This is a genomic window from Cedecea sp. FDAARGOS_727 (assembly GCF_012273235.1).
In the GTDB taxonomy this organism is placed as follows: Bacteria; Pseudomonadota; Gammaproteobacteria; order Enterobacterales; family Enterobacteriaceae; genus Cedecea; species Cedecea davisae.
Genome location: NZ_CP050966.1, coordinates 2,933,252 through 2,952,004, shown reverse-complemented (window position 1 = coordinate 2,952,004; position 18,753 = coordinate 2,933,252). Strand labels below are relative to the sequence as shown.

Here is an 18,753-nt window from a genome sequence, read left to right as displayed (position 1 = left end):
CCCTGAGTTATTGGAATAACTATTGTGGCAACACTTCTTCGCACTATTATTTAAAAAACAATAAGGAGAATGACGTATGCCCCAGCTCTATGCCCGCCCTTTAGCCACCGGCGATACGCTCGCGGTATTTTCGCCCTCTTCCGCCGCTACCGCCTGCCGTGCGGATGCGGATCGACTTCGACAGCCGGGAGATATCGCTGACCAGTAAATGGCTGGAAGCCGATCAGTAATCGAAAGCCAGCATGCCCGAGCGCCAGACGCTGGTCGTACGGATCAGCGCCTTATCGCGCAGGAAGTTAATCAGCGTGGCGATCACTTTGTCATGGCGTAGCTCAGGGCGCGTAACGATGAACAGGTGGCGGCGCAGAGGCTGGGGCAAATCCAGAATGCGCATATTCTCCGGCACCGGCAGCACGGAAAGCCACGGCATAATGGAGAAGCCCAGCCCCTGGTTCACCAGCCCGACTATGCCGCTATCGCTGGCAAGTTTATGAACAACCTCGTTACGCAGCCCCATTTCGCGGCAGCGTTCAACAGCGGGATTTAACGTATTTGCGCTGGGTTGAATAAACGGCAGCTTTTCCAGCTGATGCCAGTTAAAGGGCTGTTGTAACCGAAAACTGCGCGGCAGCATAAGCACATACGGGTCGCTGATGTACGGCACGCCGTGCAGCGAGTCCGGGTAGCCCTGGATGGTAATGCCGATGTCCGCCCGCCCGGACACAACCGCGTCGTTGAGGTGATGGTATTCCGTCGCGCTGTCATCAATATCCAGATGGATATCGGGCAAGGCCGTGGCGAGCGCCTCAAAATACGGCGGCAGCAGGTTGGCCGTCGCGCTGCGAAAACAGGCCACGCGTACGCGCCCGGCGAGCTGCGGCGCTTCCGCCGCCGTCTGCTCAATGCCGTCCAGCAGCTGCATGATTTTTTTCGCAGCTTTGAGGATCTGCGCGCAGGCGACAGTTGGGGCACAGCCGCTGCGCGAGCGGTGCAACAGACGCACGTTCAGGTGTTGTTCCAGCTCGGCAATGGCATGGCTGATGCGCGACTGAGTACAGCCCAATGCTGCGGCTGCGGCGCTAAAACCATTGTTTTCAACTACAGCTATCAGCATTTCCAGCTGATTCAGCTTTATTCCGGCCATATTTTCAGTCAGTTATTGGAAGAGGCATGCTTCGACAAATCGAATTTCTTCATAGATAAGGAAAACATATCACGGTTTTCGGTTGCCGCCTATCGGCCTTCTTTCCCATCATAAAGCCAGCCAGTACGGCGCATAAAAGCAAGAACGCACCACCTGAACCAAGCACTTTTAAGGAAAACCTGAGCATGCCCGGCATCATCCATTACGGCACCTTTGTCGTCTCTTTCATCCTGCTGTTAATCATTCCCGGCCCCGGCAATCTGATCCTGATAACCAGCGCCAGCAAAGGCGGCGCGCGCAGCGGCTACCTCTGCCTGATGGGAATATTGCTGGGTGACCAGGTGCTGCTGTGGCTTGCCATTGCGGGCGTGGCAGCGCTGCTTGAGTCCTCGCCTCACGTTTTCCTGGTGATTAAATGGCTGGGTGCCGCTTACCTGCTGTGGATGGGTGCGCAACTGCTGATGAAGGCAAAAACCGGCGCTCCGCCGCCGCCGGTGACAGGCAAAAGAACGCCGTTTTTACAGGGCCTGGTCATCACCCTGATGAACCCCAAACCCATTTTGTTTTACGTGATGTTCCTGCCGCTGTTTATCGACCCGGCAAGCAGTTTGGGGATCCCAACGTTCGCGATTCTTGCAGGTACCGCCGCCGCGCTGACCTTTATCTATTGTTCGATAATGATTTTTCTGACCACGTCGCTTGCCGAAAAGGTCCGTACTCGCCCCGGCATGGTCTACCTGCTGGAGAAAGCCACCGGCCTGTTCCTGGCGCTGTTTGCCTTTAAGCTGGCATTTTTTAGCTGATGCTCATGACTAAGCGAAAATAGCGGGGCTGATTAACGCCCCGCATTGAGCTTATTCAAAACGCCGCAACTCCCGGGGTAGCTGGCTAAATAGCTCATAGCCGTCGTCGGTTATCAGCAACATATCTTCCAACATGATAGCCCCAACCCCGATGCCGTAGTAAGGCGTTTCAACGCTGAAAACCATTCCCGGTTCAAAGGTTTCGGTGGCAGCAGCGCTGATGAAAGGCGCCTCTTCCAGGCCCAGGAACAGCCCATCGCCATGCCCTAAATGCCCCCGGTTATAATGGGGCAAACCACTGGCTTTGATTTTGCTCATCGTATCGTTGAATACGTGGCTGAGCTTCACGCCCGGGCCAATCAGGCTAAGCATGTGCTCATGGCCCTGTAAAATGGTCTGGTAGATTCGCTCAGCCATTGCCGTAGGCTGGCCGAACACCACGGTACGCGCCAAATCCGCGCCATAACCGGCCACATCCACGCCGCAGTCAAATTTGATTAAATCCCCCGATTTAACGGGTTCACGGCTCGGAATGAGTTTGGGCGCAAAATCATCGCCCACCGAGATCAAATGAAAGCGCGAAAGGTTCGTCTCCGGGTGCTGCATCACGGCCGCTTTATAGGCGGCGGTGAGATCCCAAGCCGAACAGCCCTCGCCAATCGCCTTAAAGGCCTCACTGATGCCATATTCGGTGATCTGTGCGCTTTTACGCAGGAAGGCTATCTCCCACGGGCTTTTGACCATCCGCAGTTCGTTGAAGATTGCCGTTGAATCCACCAGCCATAAATTCGGGATCGTCTTATCCAGGGTCAGCTTGCCGCAGTTGCTCATCGCATTCAGCTCGATAGCGATGTTTTTATCCAGCACGCCTGCGTCCGCTAACGTGGATTTGAGGAGAGTGAAAACCGCCTCAACCGGCGGGCCAATTGGCCGTTCTTTCACCACCCGCTGCGGGTTAAAAGGCTCATCGACATCCACCCAAACCGGGAAGGTCTTCAGCTCATAATTCGCCAGATCAAACTGCAACCCGGCGGCCTCGAACTCGTTCATTACGATCAATGAGGGTAGATTTTCATCCCGGAAAATGACCGCCAGCGCCGCGCCGGTATGGCGAAAGGTGTACATAAAGAAACTGGCAAAACCGGTGACATGGCAAAAGTTGTCCGGGGTGGTCACCACCAGAGCCTCAATATTGTTCCGGGCCATGATTGCTCTGGCTTTGGCCGTGACCGCCTGGAGATGATCTGCTTTATTCATGGTGCTCTTTACCTCAGTCTTGTTTAACTTTTGCCGTAGTCAGGCCGCCAGATGTTTTAGCAGATCAAAAGGGATTTATATAGCGGGCTTTTTAGTTAGATACTAAGCTCGCGCAGCAGGCTTTCGAGCCTTATTTCTCCCTCTACGGTTTGCGCCCCGGCCTTCAGTCCGCCACGGATCAACCTCTCTGCCGCAGGCCGCGCGAAGAGTCCAGCCCAGGCATCGTGTTCATGGTGGAACCCTTCCTGAAGATCGGAAGCCGGGATAGCTTTTTTCGCCGCCTCAATCACGCCTTCAGGCAGGCTGGCTATGTTATCCGCTAGTCTCTCGACAAAAGAGTCCAGTTCATCATCAGATAATGCCCGGTTGATCCAGCCATATCGCTCCGCCAGTTTGGCCTCAATAAGATCCGCACCCAGCACCACTTCAAGCGCTCTTCCTCGCGTCATCCTATCGGATAGATATTGCGTCGCCCCGCCGCCAGGAACGATACCCATTAATGCTTCACACTGAGCAAGCCCTGCCCGTTTTTCTGCGGCAAATGCCATATCCGCTGCGGCAACAAACTCAGCGCCACCGCCTCGCGCCAGGCCGGCCAGCTTAATGATGGTAACCTGCGGCTGGCTACGTAAGAGTTCACCAAAAGCCTGGAAAGGATTAAGCCCATCAGGAGCAGCCTTCGCCAGTTCATCGAAGGCGTGAGGCTCATCAATCAGCGTCATATCAACATGAGCAATAAAGAATTCTGGAATGGCACTATCAAAAACTAAAACATGGACAGCCGGATCGTTCCTCGCAGAAAGCAGAACATGAGTGAGCTCGGACATTAGCGCGACATCAAGAACATTCACCGGAGGATTATTGATCGTCACCGTCAACACGCCATTACGCTGAGAGATCAGGAGTTTGCTGTAATTTGTCTTTATCATCGGGGTTTCCTTTATTATCTGGAAAGAGCGAGGTCGTATTTTCACCATTCCCCAGATAGTATATTTTGGATACCTGGCGTCAATTACGCACCTTAAACATCCCAGGGATGCTGGAGGATACCTATGGTTAAGACTGAAACTGTTTACCGGGCAGACTGCCCAAGCCGTATCGTGCTCGATCAGATAGCCGATAAATGGTCAATGATGGTGCTGGAAGTGCTGCGAGAACCGCAGCGTTTTAACGCCATTAAGCGAAGGCTGGATGGCGTGACGCAGCGAGTCCTGACGCAGACGCTGCGCAAGCTGGAACGCAACGGCATGGTCAAACGCAGAGTTTTGGATGGCCGGGTGCTCGGCGTGGAATATTCACTGACGCCGCTAGGACAATCCTTGCAGGAGCCTTTCTCACGCCTGTTTAACTGGACGCTGGAAAATATAGACACCATCCAGCGCTGCCAGAAGCTGTATGACGCTGAGAGTGAGTAAATTACCCTCCAAAAAACATGGCCTGCAGGGAATGCAGTTTGGGGTTATCGAGCATGTTAACTTTTGAGAAAACAGTTTTCTTCACGATAGCTACGAGACCAGATGGATGACAACGCGCGACAAAACGAGCAGTGACTGGGTTGATATCAACCGCGATGAAGAGAGCGGCATAGAGAGCATTAATGCCCATTTCTCCGGCCACGCTTATGACGCGCACGATCACGACGAAGTGCTTGTCGGCGTGACGCAGCAAGGGCTCCAGCGCTTTAACTGCCACCGCGCCACGCACACCAGCCATCCGGGCAGAGCCATTCTGATTGAACCGGGCGCGGTGCACGACGGCCACGCACCCGAAGCCGAAGGCTTTACCTACGCGATGCTCTACCTGCCCCAGGCCTGGGTGAGCGAGAACATGCAGCGCCGTGGGCTGGGCAATATCTCCACGCTGGAAGCCGCCTTCCATAACACCCTGGCGGACGACCCGCAGCTCAGCATTGCTATCCGGCAGGCGTTTTTTGCCGTCCACCATCGAGAAGGCCAACTCGCCCGCGACCAGACGCTCGACCACCTTGTCGCCCTGCTTTCACGCCACATCAGCATCAGGCCGCCTTCGGCCTCAAACGATGCGCTCAGGCAAATGTATGAAGTCAGGGATTTTCTTCACGATCGTATGCATCTGGACATCGGCCTGGGCGAACTCGCCCTGCACTCCGGCATCGACAGGTTCCGGCTCAACCGCCAGTTTAAGCAGGCTTTTGGTCAGTCGCCTCACGCTTACCTTGTGCGGCTTCGCCTGCGCACTGCCCGGGCGCTACTGGCCCAAGGGAAAGAGCCTGCGCTGGTCGCCTCGCAAACCGGATTTGCCGACCAAAGCCACATGGGACGCTGGTTCCAGCGCGCCTATCGCCTCTCCCCCGTCGCCTACCAGCGCCGCTGCACAAACGTTCTATACTGACCGCCCTGCTATCTCCGATGATGTCTTCCCCGAAAGATGAACGGAGAAGCAGGACAGATGTTTGATACCAAAATTGCCTTTATCGTACGCGACGATTTACCCACCTGGCAGCGCCTGAACGTAGTGGCGTTTCTCGGCACCGGAGTGGCAGCCGCCTCCCCGGAAATCATGGGTGCGCCATACGTGGACGCAAAAGGCCGTGAATACGGCAATTTGTCCGGCCAGCCGATGCTGATTTTCGAATCCGATCTCGCCGGGCTGCAAACCGCTCACCGCAAAGGCCTGGAGCGCGAGCTCACCCTGATCCCTTACGTGCACGCCATGTTTTCCACCGGACATGACGAAGCCAACCGGGAAGTCTTTAAAGCGGAAAATGCCGACAACATGAACCTGGTCGGCCTGGCGATGCGCGGCCCGAAGAAGGTGGTGGATAAGGTGATAAAGGGGTTGGCGCTGCATAAGTAAACCAGATCCAGAGACAAAAAAGCCCGCTGCGACAATCATGCGGGCTTAGTTTTTACATCAATATTGCGCATCAGCAGAAAGTCTATCCGCTCAGGCTTCAAAATCCTGATGCCGCTTTTTCAGTACATTGAAAATACCTTCTCCTGCCTTCTGGGGGATATTCAACCTGTCGAACACCTCTCTCCACTTTGACAACGCAGCCAGGGTCTGTTCGATATACTCCTCTGGTTTGAGGTATTTATAATCGCGACAGATCTCCAGAATCCTTTTTCTGGTGGGCTTACCCGGCGTGCGCCCGCCAAAATCAGTAGTGTGCTCCCCCATTGCGTTCGAAAATGTTAAATCATAAGCAGGAGCCAGCATCCAGCGCTCCTTTTCACCTGGCTCTGTGGATTCATGGCAAAGAAATGCGAAGTTTTTTGCGTGGTCGTCATGATTATGCGACAGAGCATTAAAAATCATCAGCCGCGCCATCTTTTCAACCTCTTTAGAGTCTTTAGTCATTTCCTGCGTCAGCTTCAGCAAGTCCGGATAACTAACGGATGAAAGTGTTCTGAAATCAGCATAAACAAGTGCGGACACGGTCATCATGTGAATCTTACGATTACCTTTACGATCGAAGCGCTTTGTGGCAAAAAAGTTCTCGACCGCTCCTTCGGGCATTTGCATATTCAGAAGACTGGACTCAGCCATTATTACTCCGGCATCTCTGGCCATTTCAGCGTAGGCAAACTCAATTCCTCCGGTCTCAACCGGCTCATCCAACGCCCTGAATTTAACTATCCAGTGTTGGTAGCCTTCCGGAAGAGAACCAAAGGCTGACGAAGCCTCTTCCCCATTTTCAGACAATGCGACTATAGCTTTAGGCCTTGCGCCACCGGGAGATCCACCCGCCAGCCGCAGTTTATTTAATACTGCTGCAGTTTCCCCCTGCTGAACGTCAATCGACGCCTCATAGAGCTCGCAGAGGCTCACCGGGCCAGACGATGCGGTACTGTCTGTTTTAGGCTGATATTCAAAAGCCCCCATACCTCGTTCCCCCATGTAGGCAAGGCGATCAAGAGGAGTAAGGGTCCGATGGGAACCGTCTCCATAAATGCTGCTGAAAAACCGATCCATCAACAACATCCCCCAACCATCCGGCAAGGAATCCGCAAAAGGCCCATGGAGACCTTCAAATAAACGAGAATCTGCGGCAAGTTGAGGTTTGTCATCCCATTTCATGGTCAAAGGCGAGAGATTGAACCCATCAGCGAGCCATTCCCGATCGTAGGCGAAGTAAATCCCTTTTCCCTCAGCCTTATAGAGCTCTCCAACTTTTATGCCTTCTTTCAGCACGGTCAACGCTTCTACGTGTTTCAATACCTTCGCCATTATTTCATCCCCCGCTTGCGCCTGGCATTCTTGAGTTCTTCAATAGAATGCGGATGCTCTTGTTTGAAAAGTCTGGTCACGGATGGCAACTCATCCAGCGCGGTAGCCAGCAGGATCATCGCTTCCAGAGTAATCACCCCGGTAGTTTCGAATCGCTTGATAGTAGACTCTGAGACACCCGCTTTTTCAGCAAGTGTCTTTCGGGAAAGATTTTTCGCAAGACGAAGCGTTTTTGCGTTACTCCCCACCTGCTGAGCCACTTCTGCCGGGGTATAAAGCAGATGCATAAAAGACATTTTTTGCCTTTACTATAAAGTGTTCACATATGAATCATTATAACATTCAAATGTACTCAAAGGGTCATAAATGACCATTTCAAATAAAAATCAAAAAAGGTCATTTATGACCAATTTTATCGATAAAAATAGAATAAAAGGTCTTATATGGACCATTAAACCACAGAAATAATGGCATGTAATTTATTGATTTAAAAATAAGTAAAAGCAATAACATAGCTATTGCCCTTAGGTTGCAGGAACAAACTTCGCATAGCAGAGTTCAATCATAGTCAGGCTAAATATTCCCCTGCCCGTCTTGCTCCACCGCTCCAGTATTCAAAGCCTGGTAGCGCGAAGGCCAGATCTCTTCCGGCGGCTTATCCAGTGCTTCGGCAATAAGCCGCTCCCCCTTCGGCCAGCGTCGGGTTAACGCATTTGCCAGCGTAGATGACGCCAGCCCTGCCCGCCTTGAAATTGCCGCCAGCGACGTTCCTTTCTTCTTCACTCCGGCAATGATATCTGCTGGATGCCAGTCCTGAGCCTTCATACTTTTCCCTCCGTATTTAATGTTTCAACACGGATAAGCATCGCCTTTGTTTGCGGCATACTCCACGGACTATGAGTCACATAAGTAAGTTTTTTACGCTACAGATCACGTTAAAAGGAAATAACCACGAAGAAGGATATGAGAGAGTTTCCATGTATTAGATATGGTTTTAACAGATCACAAGATACATATGCCAGCTATCATTAAATAAGCAAAATGACAGTCCGCAAAAACGTTAACTCATTTGTTCATCGCACTCGTTAATGTAGAGAGACATTTTTCTTTCCAATGACTTTCAGATGTTAATTTTTTAAGCGCAGCACTAGCCTTCAAATAATAGGAATCAATTTCGTCCTGCGTGGGCTCGATGAATGGAATACCACATATATAGTCAACGTTACTACTATTAACAAACTTCAATATCTCAGATGGATTAACAGAAAGTGCATAAGCCATTGCTATATTCAATCCTTCCTGAAAGGAAGTCATACCAAGAAATGGCTCTTTATTTAATTTAGGGTATAACTCTACCCAGCGCGCCTCGCCATTAGAGAGGTATGTAGATACATCATCATAATCAGGCTCTGAAAGTTTTTTCATATCAGCGGATTTTATTGCGAAAACGACTTTATTAAATAATACTTGCTCTGTGGAATTCACATTATTTGAAGTGCACGATGACACAATAAATAACAAAGCCGTTGGAATAAGTTTTTTCATCTCACTATCAGCTCCTTATCCAGACTATCTGCAATTTTTCTTCTAACATCAAAGGAGGCCACAATACATCCATTAGAAGCTGTACCATAGCCATTATCTCCGTGAATAAGGAATCCTGCACGCCCACACATATTATTTCCAGCATAAGGTGTTAATCGAATAACAAATCGTTCGGCAGTCGGATGTTTCGCGATAGGATTTCCAATCCTATACTTATCTCTGGGTAAAGGCCCTTTATTTTGTTCGCACTCTAATGCCGGGTCGTCTTTATAGCCATCAGCACCGGCATATAGAGCATTAAACTTATACTCTCCATTTTGCGAGAATGATTTTTTTCTTACATCATAAACCCAGGTCACATTACCTCCTTTTAATATACCGATAAAAGCCTGTGTCATAAACCCATTAAATTAGGCTCGCTCCTTCCATGAATCGGAATGCTGAATATTTCCATCACAATACTTCCATGTAATTTTTTCATACCTGAGCGTTACTGACTCAAGATGATTGATGTTTTCAATTGATTTAATATTATGCATGAGAGGATTAACAGAAACTACTTTAACGGCTTCAAGCAACATATTGAAGTATTCTTCTTCCTGACCAGCATAGTTAATCCTGTACCATTTTATTTCGGCTGACTTGAGGGTTTGCCCAGAAGGGGCTGCCTTATAAAGATACGGACTGGAAGAGTCAAACTCTTTTTCAAATTCCAATGCGCTGTGAACGCGAGTTCCTGTGAGTTTTCCCGTATGGGAATCAGTAGGTATGCTTAGGCCATGCATGAAACTAAGTATTTCAATACTTCCCTCTCTGTCCTGAACATCAACAGAGCCTTTAATATCCGCGTCGCCATCGTCCTTTAACCAAAGATAAGCTGGAATTGCCATGTTATTAAACCTCGATATAGAATCAGATAATTAAACTTACAGAAGAAACCGCACAACCAATTGATTTACATCAAGCGAAATAAACCACCAGAATAAATGAGCGATAACTTCAAATTATTGATACGACATTGGGCTGGGTAAAGCTAAATGGCGGAAATGGAGGAGGACGTATAATAATCCGTTGCCCCTCCTTTAAAATAAAGAAAAGAGCAAAATATATTAATTTGAGTCTTGTCTAAATTTAGAGGCCCACTTTACTTAAGCGGGCCTCTAAGCACTTTACACAACTAAGAGAGTGATTATTCCCACTCAATCGTGGCAGGCGGTTTACCAGAAATATCGTAAACCACGCGGGAGATGCCGTTCACTTCGTTGATGATGCGGTTGGACACGCGGCCGAGGAAGTCGTACGGCAGGTGCGCCCAGTGCGCGGTCATAAAGTCGATGGTTTCTACCGCACGCAGGGAAACAACCCAGTCGTACTTGCGGCCATCGCCCATTACGCCCACGGAACGGACCGGCAGGAACACGGTGAACGCCTGGCTCACTTTGTTGTACAGGTCGGCTTTGTGCAGCTCTTCAATGAAGATAGCATCGGCGCGGCGCAGCAGGTCGCAGTACTCTTTTTTCACTTCGCCCAGCACACGAACGCCGAGACCAGGGCCCGGGAACGGGTGGCGGTAAAGCATGTCGTACGGCAGGCCCAGCTCGAGGCCGATTTTACGCACTTCGTCTTTGAACAGCTCACGCAGCGGTTCAACCAGGCCCATCTTCATCTCTTTCGGCAGGCCGCCCACGTTGTGGTGAGATTTGATGACGTGCGCTTTGCCGGTCGCAGAAGCAGCAGACTCGATAACGTCAGGGTAGATGGTGCCCTGCGCCAGCCACTTAACGTCTTCCAGCTTCAGCGCTTCTTCGTCGAACACTTCAACGAACACGCGGCCGATGATCTTACGCTTGGCTTCCGGGTCGTTCTCGCCCGCCAGCGCGGTCAGGAAGCGCTCTTCGCCTTCAACGTGAACGATGTTCAGGCCAAAGTGGTCGCCGAACATGTCCATTACCTGAGCGGCTTCGTTCAGGCGCAGCAGGCCGTTGTCCACGAACACGCAGGTCAGGTTTTTACCGATGGCGCGGTGCAGCAGCATCGCGGTTACGGAGGAGTCAACGCCGCCGGACAGGCCGAGGATAACTTTGTCGTTACCGACCTGCTCGCGGATGCGGACAATAGCGTCTTCGATGATTTTTGCCGGGGTCCACAGCGCTTCGCAGCCGCAGATTTCCAGAACAAAACGCTCCAGCAGACGCTGGCCCTGACGGGTATGGGTCACTTCCGGGTGGAACTGCACGCCGTAGAAGCGTTTTTCTTCGTTGGCCATAATGGCAAACGGGCAGGTCTCGGTGCTGGCAACGGTCACGAAGTCGGACGGGATGGCGGTAACTTTATCACCGTGGCTCATCCACACGTCCAGCAGCGGCTGGCCGGCAGCGCTCAGAGAGTCTTCGATGCCGCGAACCAGGGCGCTGTCGGTTTTAACTTCAACCTGCGCATAGCCAAATTCACGCTCGGTAGAGCTTTCAACGTGGCCGCCAAGCTGCATTGCCATGGTCTGCATGCCGTAGCACACGCCAAACACCGGCACGCCAGCTGTAAACACATACTCAGGGGCGCGCGGGCTGTTCTCTTCGGTGGTGCTTTCCGGGCCGCCGGAGAGAATAATGCCGCTTGGGTTGAACTCACGAATTTGAGCTTCGGTAACATCCCATGCCCACAGTTCGCAGTAAACGCCCAGCTCACGGACGCGGCGCGCCACCAGCTGAGTGTACTGAGAACCGAAGTCGAGGATCAGGATGCGATGTTTATGAATGTTTTCCGTCATTGACGTTAATTCCGAGGCAAGTGAAACGAGAATATAAAGAGCCCGGCGCGTGGCCGGGCTAGTGAAATCAGGAGCCCATGCGGTAGTTCGGAGACTCTTTAGTGATGGTCACGTCGTGAACGTGACTTTCCTGAATACCCGCACCGCTGATGCGTACGAATTCCGCTTTGGTACGCAGCGCGTCGATAGTACCACAGCCGGTCAGGCCCATACAGGAACGCAGGCCGCCCATCTGCTGGTGAACGATCTCTTTCAGGCGGCCTTTATAAGCCACGCGGCCTTCGATACCTTCCGGTACCAGTTTGTCTGCTGCGTTGTCGGTCTGGAAGTAACGGTCGGAAGAGCCTTTGGACATCGCGCCCAGAGAACCCATGCCGCGGTAGGATTTGAAAGCACGGCCCTGGTAGAGTTCGATTTCGCCCGGAGACTCTTCGGTACCTGCCAGCATGCCGCCAACCATTACCGCAGCTGCGCCAGCGGCAATAGCTTTGGCGATGTCGCCGGAGAAACGGATACCGCCGTCGGCGATAACCGGAATACCGGTGCCTTCCAGCGCTTCAACCGCATCAGCCACGGCAGTAATCTGCGGAACGCCAACGCCGGTTACGATACGAGTGGTACAGATGGAGCCAGGACCGATGCCGACCTTAACAGCGCTACAGCCAGCTTCTGCCAGGGCGCGAGCGCCAGCGGCGGTTGCTACGTTACCGCCGATGATTTGCAGGTCAGGATATTTAGCACGGGTTTCACGAATACGTTGCAGAACGCCTTCGGAGTGGCCGTGAGAGGAGTCAATCAGCAGAATATCAACGCCAGCGGCGACCAGCGCGTCAACACGCTCTTCGTTGCCTGCGCCTGCGCCAACCGCAGCCCCAACACGCAGACGGCCCTGCTCGTCTTTACAGGCGTTAGGTTTACGCTCTGCTTTCTGGAAGTCTTTAACGGTGATCATGCCCAGCAGGTGGAACCCGCCGTCAACAACCAGCGCTTTCTCAACGCGTTTTTCGTGCATTTTTGACAGCACAACGTCGCGGGCTTCGCCTTCTTTAACGGTAACCAGACGCTCTTTCGGAGTCATATACACGCTAACAGGCTGGCTCAGGTCGGTTACGAAGCGCACGTCGCGGCCGGTGATGATGCCGACCAGTTCGTTTTCTTCGGTGACTACCGGGTAACCGGCAAAGCCGTTACGCTCGGTTAACTCTTTCACTTCACGCAGGGTGGTGGTTGGCAGCACGGTTTGCGGGTCGGTTACCACGCCACTTTCGTGTTTTTTAACGCGCTTTACTTCTTCTGCCTGGCGTTCAATCGACATATTTTTGTGGATGAAACCAAGACCGCCTTCCTGCGCCAGGGCGATAGCCAGACGCGCTTCCGTCACGGTATCCATCGCTGCGGACAGCATAGGGATATTCAGACGAATAGTTTTGGTCAGTTGGGTGCCGAGATCGGCCGTGTTCGGCAGAACAGTAGAGTGAGCTGGAACGAGGAGAACGTCGTCAAACGTCAGTGCTTCTTTAGCGATACGTAGCATGGCAATATCTCAACCTGGGGTGAATGAGAACAGATAAAATATTGCCGCGGCATTATACAGAGCGTAAGCGATTGCATCCACACTTTTTTCGCAAAACTCCTTGCTAATGGCGAAACGGAAGGTAGTATCGACCTATTAACCTGCTGATTTAAAATTTGATCCAGCTCACATGCCGACACAAAATTCTCCCTCAATTTATACCGTTTCACGCCTGAATCAGACGGTGCGTCTGCTGCTGGAGCAGGAGATGGGTCAGGTCTGGATCAGCGGTGAAATTTCCAACTTCAGCCAGCCCTCTTCCGGCCACTGGTACTTCACGCTGAAAGACGATACCGCCCAGGTTCGCTGCGCGATGTTCCGCAACAGTAACCGCAGGGTAACGTTCCGCCCGCAGCACGGGCAGCAGGTTTTAGTCCGCGCCAACATCACGCTTTACGAACCGCGCGGCGATTACCAAATCATCGTCGAAAGCATGCAGCCTGCCGGTGAAGGGCTGTTGCAGCAGCAGTACGAGCAGCTCAAGCAGAAGTTGAGCGCCGAGGGACTGTTCGACCAGGTACACAAACAGCCGCTGCCCGTTCCCGCTCGCCAGGTCGGGGTTATTACCTCTAAAACCGGTGCGGCCCTGCACGACGTGCTGCAAGTATTACAGCGCCGCGATCCGTCCCTGCCGGTCATTATCTATCCAACCGCCGTTCAGGGCGCAGACGCCCCGCTGCAAATCGTGCGAGCTATTGAACTTGCTAACCTGCGTAATGAATGCGACGTGCTGATTGTCGGGCGCGGCGGCGGCTCGCTGGAAGATTTGTGGAGCTTCAATGATGAGCGGGTTGCACGGGCAATTTTCGCAAGCAAGATCCCGGTCGTTAGCGCCGTAGGGCATGAAACTGACCTCACAATCGCCGATTTTGTCGCTGATTTACGTGCGCCAACGCCTTCCGCCGCGGCGGAGATTGTTAGCCGTAATCAGGTAGAATTACTGCGCCAAATCCAGTCCCAGCAGCAGCGCATGGAAATGGCGATGGATTATTATCTGGCGCAGCGCACTCAGCGCTTTACGCGCCTGCACCACCGCCTGCAACAGCAGCATCCTCAGCTGCGTTTAGCCCGCCAGCAAACCACGCTTGAGCGCCTGCGCCAGCGGCTGAATGTGGCAATAGACGGAAAAGTTCGCCGTGCCAACCAGCAGCAGCAGCGCTTGGCTCAGCGTCTTAATCAGCAGCAACCTCAGCCGCGCCTTCATCGCGCCCAGTCTCGGTTACAACAGCTTGAATACCGCCTGTCGCAGTTAGTAAGCGCTCAGCTCAGCCAGACAAAACAACGCTTTGGCACCGCCCTGGCGCAGCTTGAGGCGGTTAGCCCGCTGGCAACTCTGGCGCGTGGCTATAGCGTCACTACGGCCGAAGACGGCAAGCTGCTGAAGAAAACCAAACAGGTGAAGTCCGGAGACACGCTAACCACGCGCCTGGACGACGGCTGGGTCGAGAGTCAGGTTACGGGCATCAAACCGGTGAAAGCGCCGCGTAAGCGTAAGCCAGCGGCGAAAGACGAGTAAGAACTCAGAGCGCGACGGGAACAAACTCCACGCGCTTTTTAGAAATCAGCCCATGGCCGTTCTGGCAGAAATAATCCACCGCACCACACGCTTTCAGCACCTGTAAAGGTTTATGGCAGTCCGGGCAGAGTGCCTCCAGGCGGAAATCTTTGGCGCAGGGCTCACAGCGAGCGCCCCCGTCCGTTTGTTTCAGTTCGTTTTTACACGCCGGGCAATTCACCATCATTCTTCCCTCCCGCTAAGTCATTAATGGGAACCATTATATACCCATAGCGTTAAAATGGACTCACTCCGGCACTGTGCAAAGGACAGGCAAATTTAGCGCATTAATGCACCATTTTTGCCCAACCTCACCTTCCGTTTACGCACGCTTGTATCCAGCCTGGTATCCCAGACGGCACCGCGCCTTAGCCTTCAGTTTTTTGAACCCTTTGGCATGGTAATTGAATGGCTCCCTTGTGCAGCTAACCTGGGAGCCCCCCGATGTTTGATAAATTGTTGGATAAAGATGCGACCACTCTTGCAGCGTTAGTTCGCTGCGGCGAGGTTTCCGCGCGGGAATTAACCCAGGCGGCAATTAACCGGCTGGAGCAGCGGGAGCCTTATATTCAGGCATTTTGCACCGCCACGCCGGAGCTCGCCCTGGCGCAGGCTGATGCCGTCGATGCTAAACGTTCTGATGGGCAAGTATTGGGCCCGCTGGCAGGTGTGCCTCTGGCGGTTAAAGACCTGATCTCTACTGCCGGGGTACGAACAACCTCGGGTTCCGCTGCCTATAAGGATTTTATCCCGGAAGACGACGATATCTGCGTTGAACGCCTGCTCGCCGCCGATGCCATTCTGCTGGGTAAAACGACCGCGCCCGAGTTTGGCTACAGCGGCGTTGGGCATAATCCATTATTTCCCTCGCCCCGTAATCCCTGGGATCTGAGCAAAACCCCAGGAGGCTCCAGCGCAGGTTCAGGCGCAGCGCTCGCCGCGCGGCTCTGCCCGATAGCGTTAGGCAGCGACGGCGGAGGTTCGGTTCGTATTCCTGCCGCGCACTGCGGCGTATATGGCCTGAAAGCCTCTATGGGCCGGGTGCCGCTGTGGCCCGGCTGCCGTGACGAGCGCTATCCGGGAGTTTCCAGCTGGGAGTCGCTCGAGCACGTGGGGCCGATGACGCGCACGGTAAGGGACGCCGCATTGATGATGTCCGTTATCGCTGGCCCGGACATGCGTGACAGGCATTCTATCCCCAGCGCGGATGTTGACTGGCTGGCGGCGTTAGAAAAACCGCTGAGCGGTCTGCGCATCGCGTTTAGCGCCGATTTCGGCTACATCGCCGTCGATCCCGAAGTACGCCAGGTTACCACCGAGGCCGCCCGCCGTTTCGCACGCGAGTCTGGAGCAGAGCTGGATGAAGTAGACCCCGGGATCGCCGATGAAGTGGCCTCTTTCGCTGCGCTTGTCGCCTTTGAGAGCGACCTTTCAGGCATGCGTAAAATGCAGGCCGAACTGGGGCCAAAAATGTCGCCGCACCTCAGCGCCATGCTGCAACACGAATGGCATGCAGAAACTTTTACCGACGCCAACACCACGCGCAAAAAAGTCTGCAACCAGCTTTGGCGCTTTATGCAGCGCTACGACCTGCTGTTGACGCCAACGCTGGCCGTGCCGCCTTTCCCGCTGAATATGCAAGGCCCGGAAATGATCGATGGCCGCATGGTGAGGAGCGACCACTGGCTGTCGTTCTGTTTCCCCTTCAATTTTACCGGCCAGCCCGCCGCTTCCGTTCCCGCTGGTTTCACCGCCAGCGGATTGCCGATTGGGCTGCAAATTGTGGGTCGTCACCTGGACGACGGCCTGGTGCTCGCGGCAAGCGCCGCTTTCGAGCGCATTCAACCATGGAATCATCTCTATCCCGCCTTGCCTGGAGTTGCCCATGAATAACAAGTCCACCCCTGCTCTGGAGCAGGAATTTGAACACGAGCCGGTACCGCTCAGCCATCGCCACTCCACAGGCTCCGTCTCGGCGGTGTGGTTTGGCTTCCCGATGATCCTCACTAACGCGCTGTTTGGCGGCATTATCAGTTGGTCCCTCGGGTTCTGGCCCGCCATCATTGCGATTCTGCTGGGCAACCTGGTGCTGTTTGCCTACGTTGGCTCGCTAAGCTGGTTTGCCGGGCATACCGGCATGAACTTCGCCTTACAGGCAAAACGAACCTTCGGCACCAAAGGCTACATTTTGGTTTCGGGATTTCTGTCCACCGTGGTGATTGGCTGGTACGCATTCCAGACCGGCCTGACCGGAACCGTGATTAACCAGACCTTCGGCTGGAACGCCATGGCGGTGACCGCATTCGCCATCGTGCTTTACACCGGCATCACCTTCCTTGGGGTACGTGCCCTGTCGGTGCTCGGCATGATTGCCGCTCCGCTGTTCGTGGTGCTTGGGCTTGTCGCCTTATGGCTGATTAGCCAGACCCACGATTTCAGCACCATGACCCAGTGGCGCGGCAGCCCTGCAGCCGTCGGCACCATGAGCATGGGCACGGCGGTAACAATGGTTATCGCCGGTTTTGCCGACTCGGGCACGATGACGGCAGATTTCACCCGCTGGTCAAAAAACGGCAAATCAGCGGTCATTGCGGCTTTCTCAGCTTTCCCCGTAGCCAACGTCATCTCTTATCTTTTCGGCGTCGCTATAGTTGCCGTGGGGGCGGCCGTTGACCCGGCAAGCAGCGGCGGCAACTTCCTGCCAATGCTGATGGGCCACGGTGAAATTCTGTCGGCCATCGCCTGCCTGTTTGTCTTTATCAACCTCGGTTCTGTCTGTACCCACTGCCTGTACAACGGCGCGGTAGGCTACAGCCATCTGTTCCACAGCAAAATGCGCCTGTGGACGCTGATTCTGGGCGCAATCGGCGGGGCGTTAGCACTTGCGGGCGTCTGGTCATATTTCCTGGAATGGCTGAGCCTGCTGGGGGTTGTTGTTCCGCCGTTTGGCGCGGTAATGATCGTTGATTTGATCTTTATGGCCAAAATTAGCCATAACCGTAAAACAAGCCGCATGCGCGGTGGCGCCTTTGCGGCATGGGCTATCGGTAGCCTCTGTGCCGTGGTAGCTCACCTGCTGTTCCCGCAGTTTGGCGAAGCGGTTATTGGCCTGGTCACCGCCGCCTCCAGCTACACCCTGATAATGAAGCTAAAACGCGAAACGTCGGTCACCGTGCTGGAGGAAAAAAATGCCTGATTACGCTATTCACTCAACGCCCTACGCCTGGCCGTTTGACGGCAGCTACAGCACCAGCGATACCGCGCTTATCGTCATAGATATGCAAACAGACTTCTGCGGTAAAGGGGGCTACGTCGACAGCATGGGCTACGACATCGCGCTGACTCGCGCGCCGATAAAACCCCTGCAACGTGTGCTGGCCCGCATGCGTGAGCTGGGCTTCCCGATTATTCATACCCGTGAGGGGCATCGCCCTGATTTAAGCGACCTGCCGGCGAACAAGCGCTGGCGCTCAAAACGGATGAACGCCGAAATAGGCGCTCAGGGTCCCTGCGGCCGCATTCTGATTCGCGGAGAGCCGGGCTGGGAAATCATTCCCGAGCTGGCACCGCTTCCGGGAGAAGTGATTATCGACAAACCGGGGAAAGGTTCTTTTTATGCTACCGATCTGGAGCTGATTTTGCGCAGCCGGGGAATCCGTAATCTGATCCTGACCGGCATTACAACCGACGTCTGCGTGCATACCACGCTGCGCGAAGCTAATGACCGAGGGTTTGAGTGCCTGGTGCTGACCGACTGCTGTGCAGCAACGGAGCTGAAGCACCACGAGGCGGCGTTAGGCATGATTCATATGCAAGGGGGGATTTTTGGGGCTGTGGCGAGTTCAGAGACTTTACTGGAAGGGCTTGCGGGCAAAACAACAGCGGCGCTGGCCGTTTAAC

General features: G+C 53.6%; 21 protein-coding genes. 9 read left to right on the top strand and 12 right to left on the bottom strand.

Annotated features, from left to right (window positions below; genetic code table 11):
* Positions 1 to 76 precede the first annotated feature (76 nt).
* On the top strand, positions 77 to 208 hold the full coding sequence (locus FOC35_RS22895; protein WP_256380158.1) for a hypothetical protein: 132 nt from the start codon (positions 77 to 79) through the stop codon (positions 206 to 208).
* 15 nt (positions 209 to 223) lie between these two features.
* On the opposite strand, the gene FOC35_RS14030 is transcribed toward FOC35_RS22895, so the two are convergent.
* Positions 224 to 1,144 (bottom strand): LysR family transcriptional regulator, encoded by a 921-nt coding sequence (locus FOC35_RS14030; RefSeq protein ID WP_172569217.1) that lies wholly within the window; start codon positions 1,142 to 1,144, stop codon positions 224 to 226.
* A 185-nt stretch (positions 1,145 to 1,329) separates the two neighbouring features.
* Here FOC35_RS14030 and FOC35_RS14025 point away from each other — a divergent pair, with 185 nt between their 5' ends.
* Positions 1,330 to 1,947 (top strand): LysE family transporter, encoded by a 618-nt coding sequence (locus FOC35_RS14025; RefSeq protein WP_172569216.1) that lies wholly within the window; start codon positions 1,330 to 1,332, stop codon positions 1,945 to 1,947.
* A 51-nt stretch (positions 1,948 to 1,998) separates the two neighbouring features.
* Here the strand turns inward: FOC35_RS14025 and FOC35_RS14020 are convergent, their stop codons facing one another.
* Positions 1,999 to 3,204 (bottom strand): M24 family metallopeptidase, encoded by a 1,206-nt coding sequence (locus tag FOC35_RS14020; protein WP_172569215.1) that lies wholly within the window; start codon positions 3,202 to 3,204, stop codon positions 1,999 to 2,001.
* 95 nt (positions 3,205 to 3,299) lie between these two features.
* Positions 3,300 to 4,133 carry an enoyl-CoA hydratase/isomerase family protein gene (locus tag FOC35_RS14015; protein WP_172569214.1) on the bottom strand — a complete coding sequence of 278 codons (834 nt, stop codon included), beginning with the start codon at positions 4,131 to 4,133 and terminating at the stop codon, positions 3,300 to 3,302.
* Between the two features lie 123 nt (positions 4,134 to 4,256).
* On the opposite strand from FOC35_RS14015, the gene FOC35_RS14010 reads away from it, so the two are divergent.
* The 3 genes from FOC35_RS14010 (at position 4,257) to FOC35_RS14000 (ending at position 6,039) form a co-directional block, all read left to right on the top strand.
* Complete coding sequence (locus FOC35_RS14010; protein WP_172569213.1) at positions 4,257 to 4,619, top strand: helix-turn-helix domain-containing protein; 363 nt, start codon at positions 4,257 to 4,259, stop codon at positions 4,617 to 4,619.
* A gap of 106 nt (positions 4,620 to 4,725) precedes the next feature.
* Entirely contained in the window at positions 4,726 to 5,574 is an 849-nt protein-coding gene (locus FOC35_RS14005) for an AraC family transcriptional regulator (protein ID WP_172569212.1), read from the top strand.
* A 57-nt stretch (positions 5,575 to 5,631) separates the two neighbouring features.
* Positions 5,632 to 6,039 (top strand): DUF2000 domain-containing protein, encoded by a 408-nt coding sequence (locus FOC35_RS14000; RefSeq protein WP_172569211.1) that lies wholly within the window; start codon positions 5,632 to 5,634, stop codon positions 6,037 to 6,039.
* Positions 6,040 to 6,129: 90 nt separating this feature from the next.
* Here the strand turns inward: FOC35_RS14000 and FOC35_RS13995 are convergent, their stop codons facing one another.
* From FOC35_RS13995 to guaB, 8 genes are all read right to left on the bottom strand, one after another.
* The gene (locus FOC35_RS13995) at positions 6,130 to 7,413 is read right to left on the bottom strand and encodes a type II toxin-antitoxin system HipA family toxin (RefSeq protein ID WP_172569210.1); all 1,284 of its coding nucleotides are present in this window, start codon (positions 7,411 to 7,413) and stop codon (positions 6,130 to 6,132) included.
* Positions 7,413 to 7,709 (bottom strand): helix-turn-helix domain-containing protein, encoded by a 297-nt coding sequence (locus FOC35_RS13990; RefSeq protein WP_172569209.1) that lies wholly within the window; start codon positions 7,707 to 7,709, stop codon positions 7,413 to 7,415. The genes FOC35_RS13995 and FOC35_RS13990 overlap by 1 nt, the downstream gene beginning before the upstream one ends.
* A 277-nt stretch (positions 7,710 to 7,986) precedes the next feature.
* On the bottom strand, positions 7,987 to 8,238 hold the full coding sequence (locus FOC35_RS13985; RefSeq protein WP_172569208.1) for a helix-turn-helix transcriptional regulator: 252 nt from the start codon (positions 8,236 to 8,238) through the stop codon (positions 7,987 to 7,989).
* Positions 8,239 to 8,478: 240 nt separating this feature from the next.
* A complete protein-coding gene (locus tag FOC35_RS22760) occupies positions 8,479 to 8,958 on the bottom strand; it encodes a hypothetical protein (protein ID WP_254065288.1) in 480 nt (159 codons plus the stop codon).
* On the bottom strand, positions 8,955 to 9,356 hold the full coding sequence (locus tag FOC35_RS13975) for a tlde1 domain-containing protein (RefSeq protein ID WP_254065287.1): 402 nt from the start codon (positions 9,354 to 9,356) through the stop codon (positions 8,955 to 8,957). The genes FOC35_RS22760 and FOC35_RS13975 overlap by 4 nt, the downstream gene beginning before the upstream one ends.
* A 12-nt stretch (positions 9,357 to 9,368) precedes the next feature.
* The gene (locus FOC35_RS13970; protein ID WP_172569207.1) at positions 9,369 to 9,848 is read right to left on the bottom strand and encodes an Hcp family type VI secretion system effector; all 480 of its coding nucleotides are present in this window, start codon (positions 9,846 to 9,848) and stop codon (positions 9,369 to 9,371) included.
* 299 nt (positions 9,849 to 10,147) lie between these two features.
* Positions 10,148 to 11,725, bottom strand: coding sequence for a glutamine-hydrolyzing GMP synthase (gene guaA / locus FOC35_RS13965; protein WP_172569206.1), 1,578 nt, complete (start codon positions 11,723 to 11,725; stop codon positions 10,148 to 10,150).
* Between the two features lie 67 nt (positions 11,726 to 11,792).
* Positions 11,793 to 13,259 (bottom strand): IMP dehydrogenase, encoded by a 1,467-nt coding sequence (guaB, locus tag FOC35_RS13960; RefSeq protein ID WP_016537729.1) that lies wholly within the window; start codon positions 13,257 to 13,259, stop codon positions 11,793 to 11,795.
* 169 nt (positions 13,260 to 13,428) lie between these two features.
* Here guaB and xseA point away from each other — a divergent pair, with 169 nt between their 5' ends.
* On the top strand, positions 13,429 to 14,814 hold the full coding sequence (gene xseA / locus FOC35_RS13955) for an exodeoxyribonuclease VII large subunit (RefSeq protein ID WP_172569205.1): 1,386 nt from the start codon (positions 13,429 to 13,431) through the stop codon (positions 14,812 to 14,814).
* 4 nt (positions 14,815 to 14,818) lie between these two features.
* Here the strand turns inward: xseA and FOC35_RS13950 are convergent, their stop codons facing one another.
* Positions 14,819 to 15,040 carry a zinc ribbon domain-containing protein gene (locus FOC35_RS13950; RefSeq protein ID WP_172569204.1) on the bottom strand — a complete coding sequence of 74 codons (222 nt, stop codon included), beginning with the start codon at positions 15,038 to 15,040 and terminating at the stop codon, positions 14,819 to 14,821.
* Between the two features lie 257 nt (positions 15,041 to 15,297).
* Between FOC35_RS13950 and FOC35_RS13945 the strand changes: the two genes are divergently transcribed.
* Genes FOC35_RS13945 through FOC35_RS13935 form a run of 3 tightly spaced genes read left to right on the top strand, consistent with a single transcriptional unit; the run spans position 15,298 to position 18,752 of the window.
* Positions 15,298 to 16,746, top strand: coding sequence for an amidase (locus FOC35_RS13945; protein WP_172569203.1), 1,449 nt, complete (start codon positions 15,298 to 15,300; stop codon positions 16,744 to 16,746).
* Entirely contained in the window at positions 16,739 to 18,049 is a 1,311-nt protein-coding gene (locus FOC35_RS13940; protein WP_172569202.1) for a cytosine permease, read from the top strand. Before FOC35_RS13945 ends, FOC35_RS13940 begins: the two co-directional genes overlap by 8 nt.
* Positions 18,042 to 18,752 carry a cysteine hydrolase family protein gene (locus FOC35_RS13935; protein WP_172569201.1) on the top strand — a complete coding sequence of 237 codons (711 nt, stop codon included), beginning with the start codon at positions 18,042 to 18,044 and terminating at the stop codon, positions 18,750 to 18,752. The genes FOC35_RS13940 and FOC35_RS13935 overlap by 8 nt, the downstream gene beginning before the upstream one ends.
* Position 18,753: the final 1 nt, after the last annotated feature.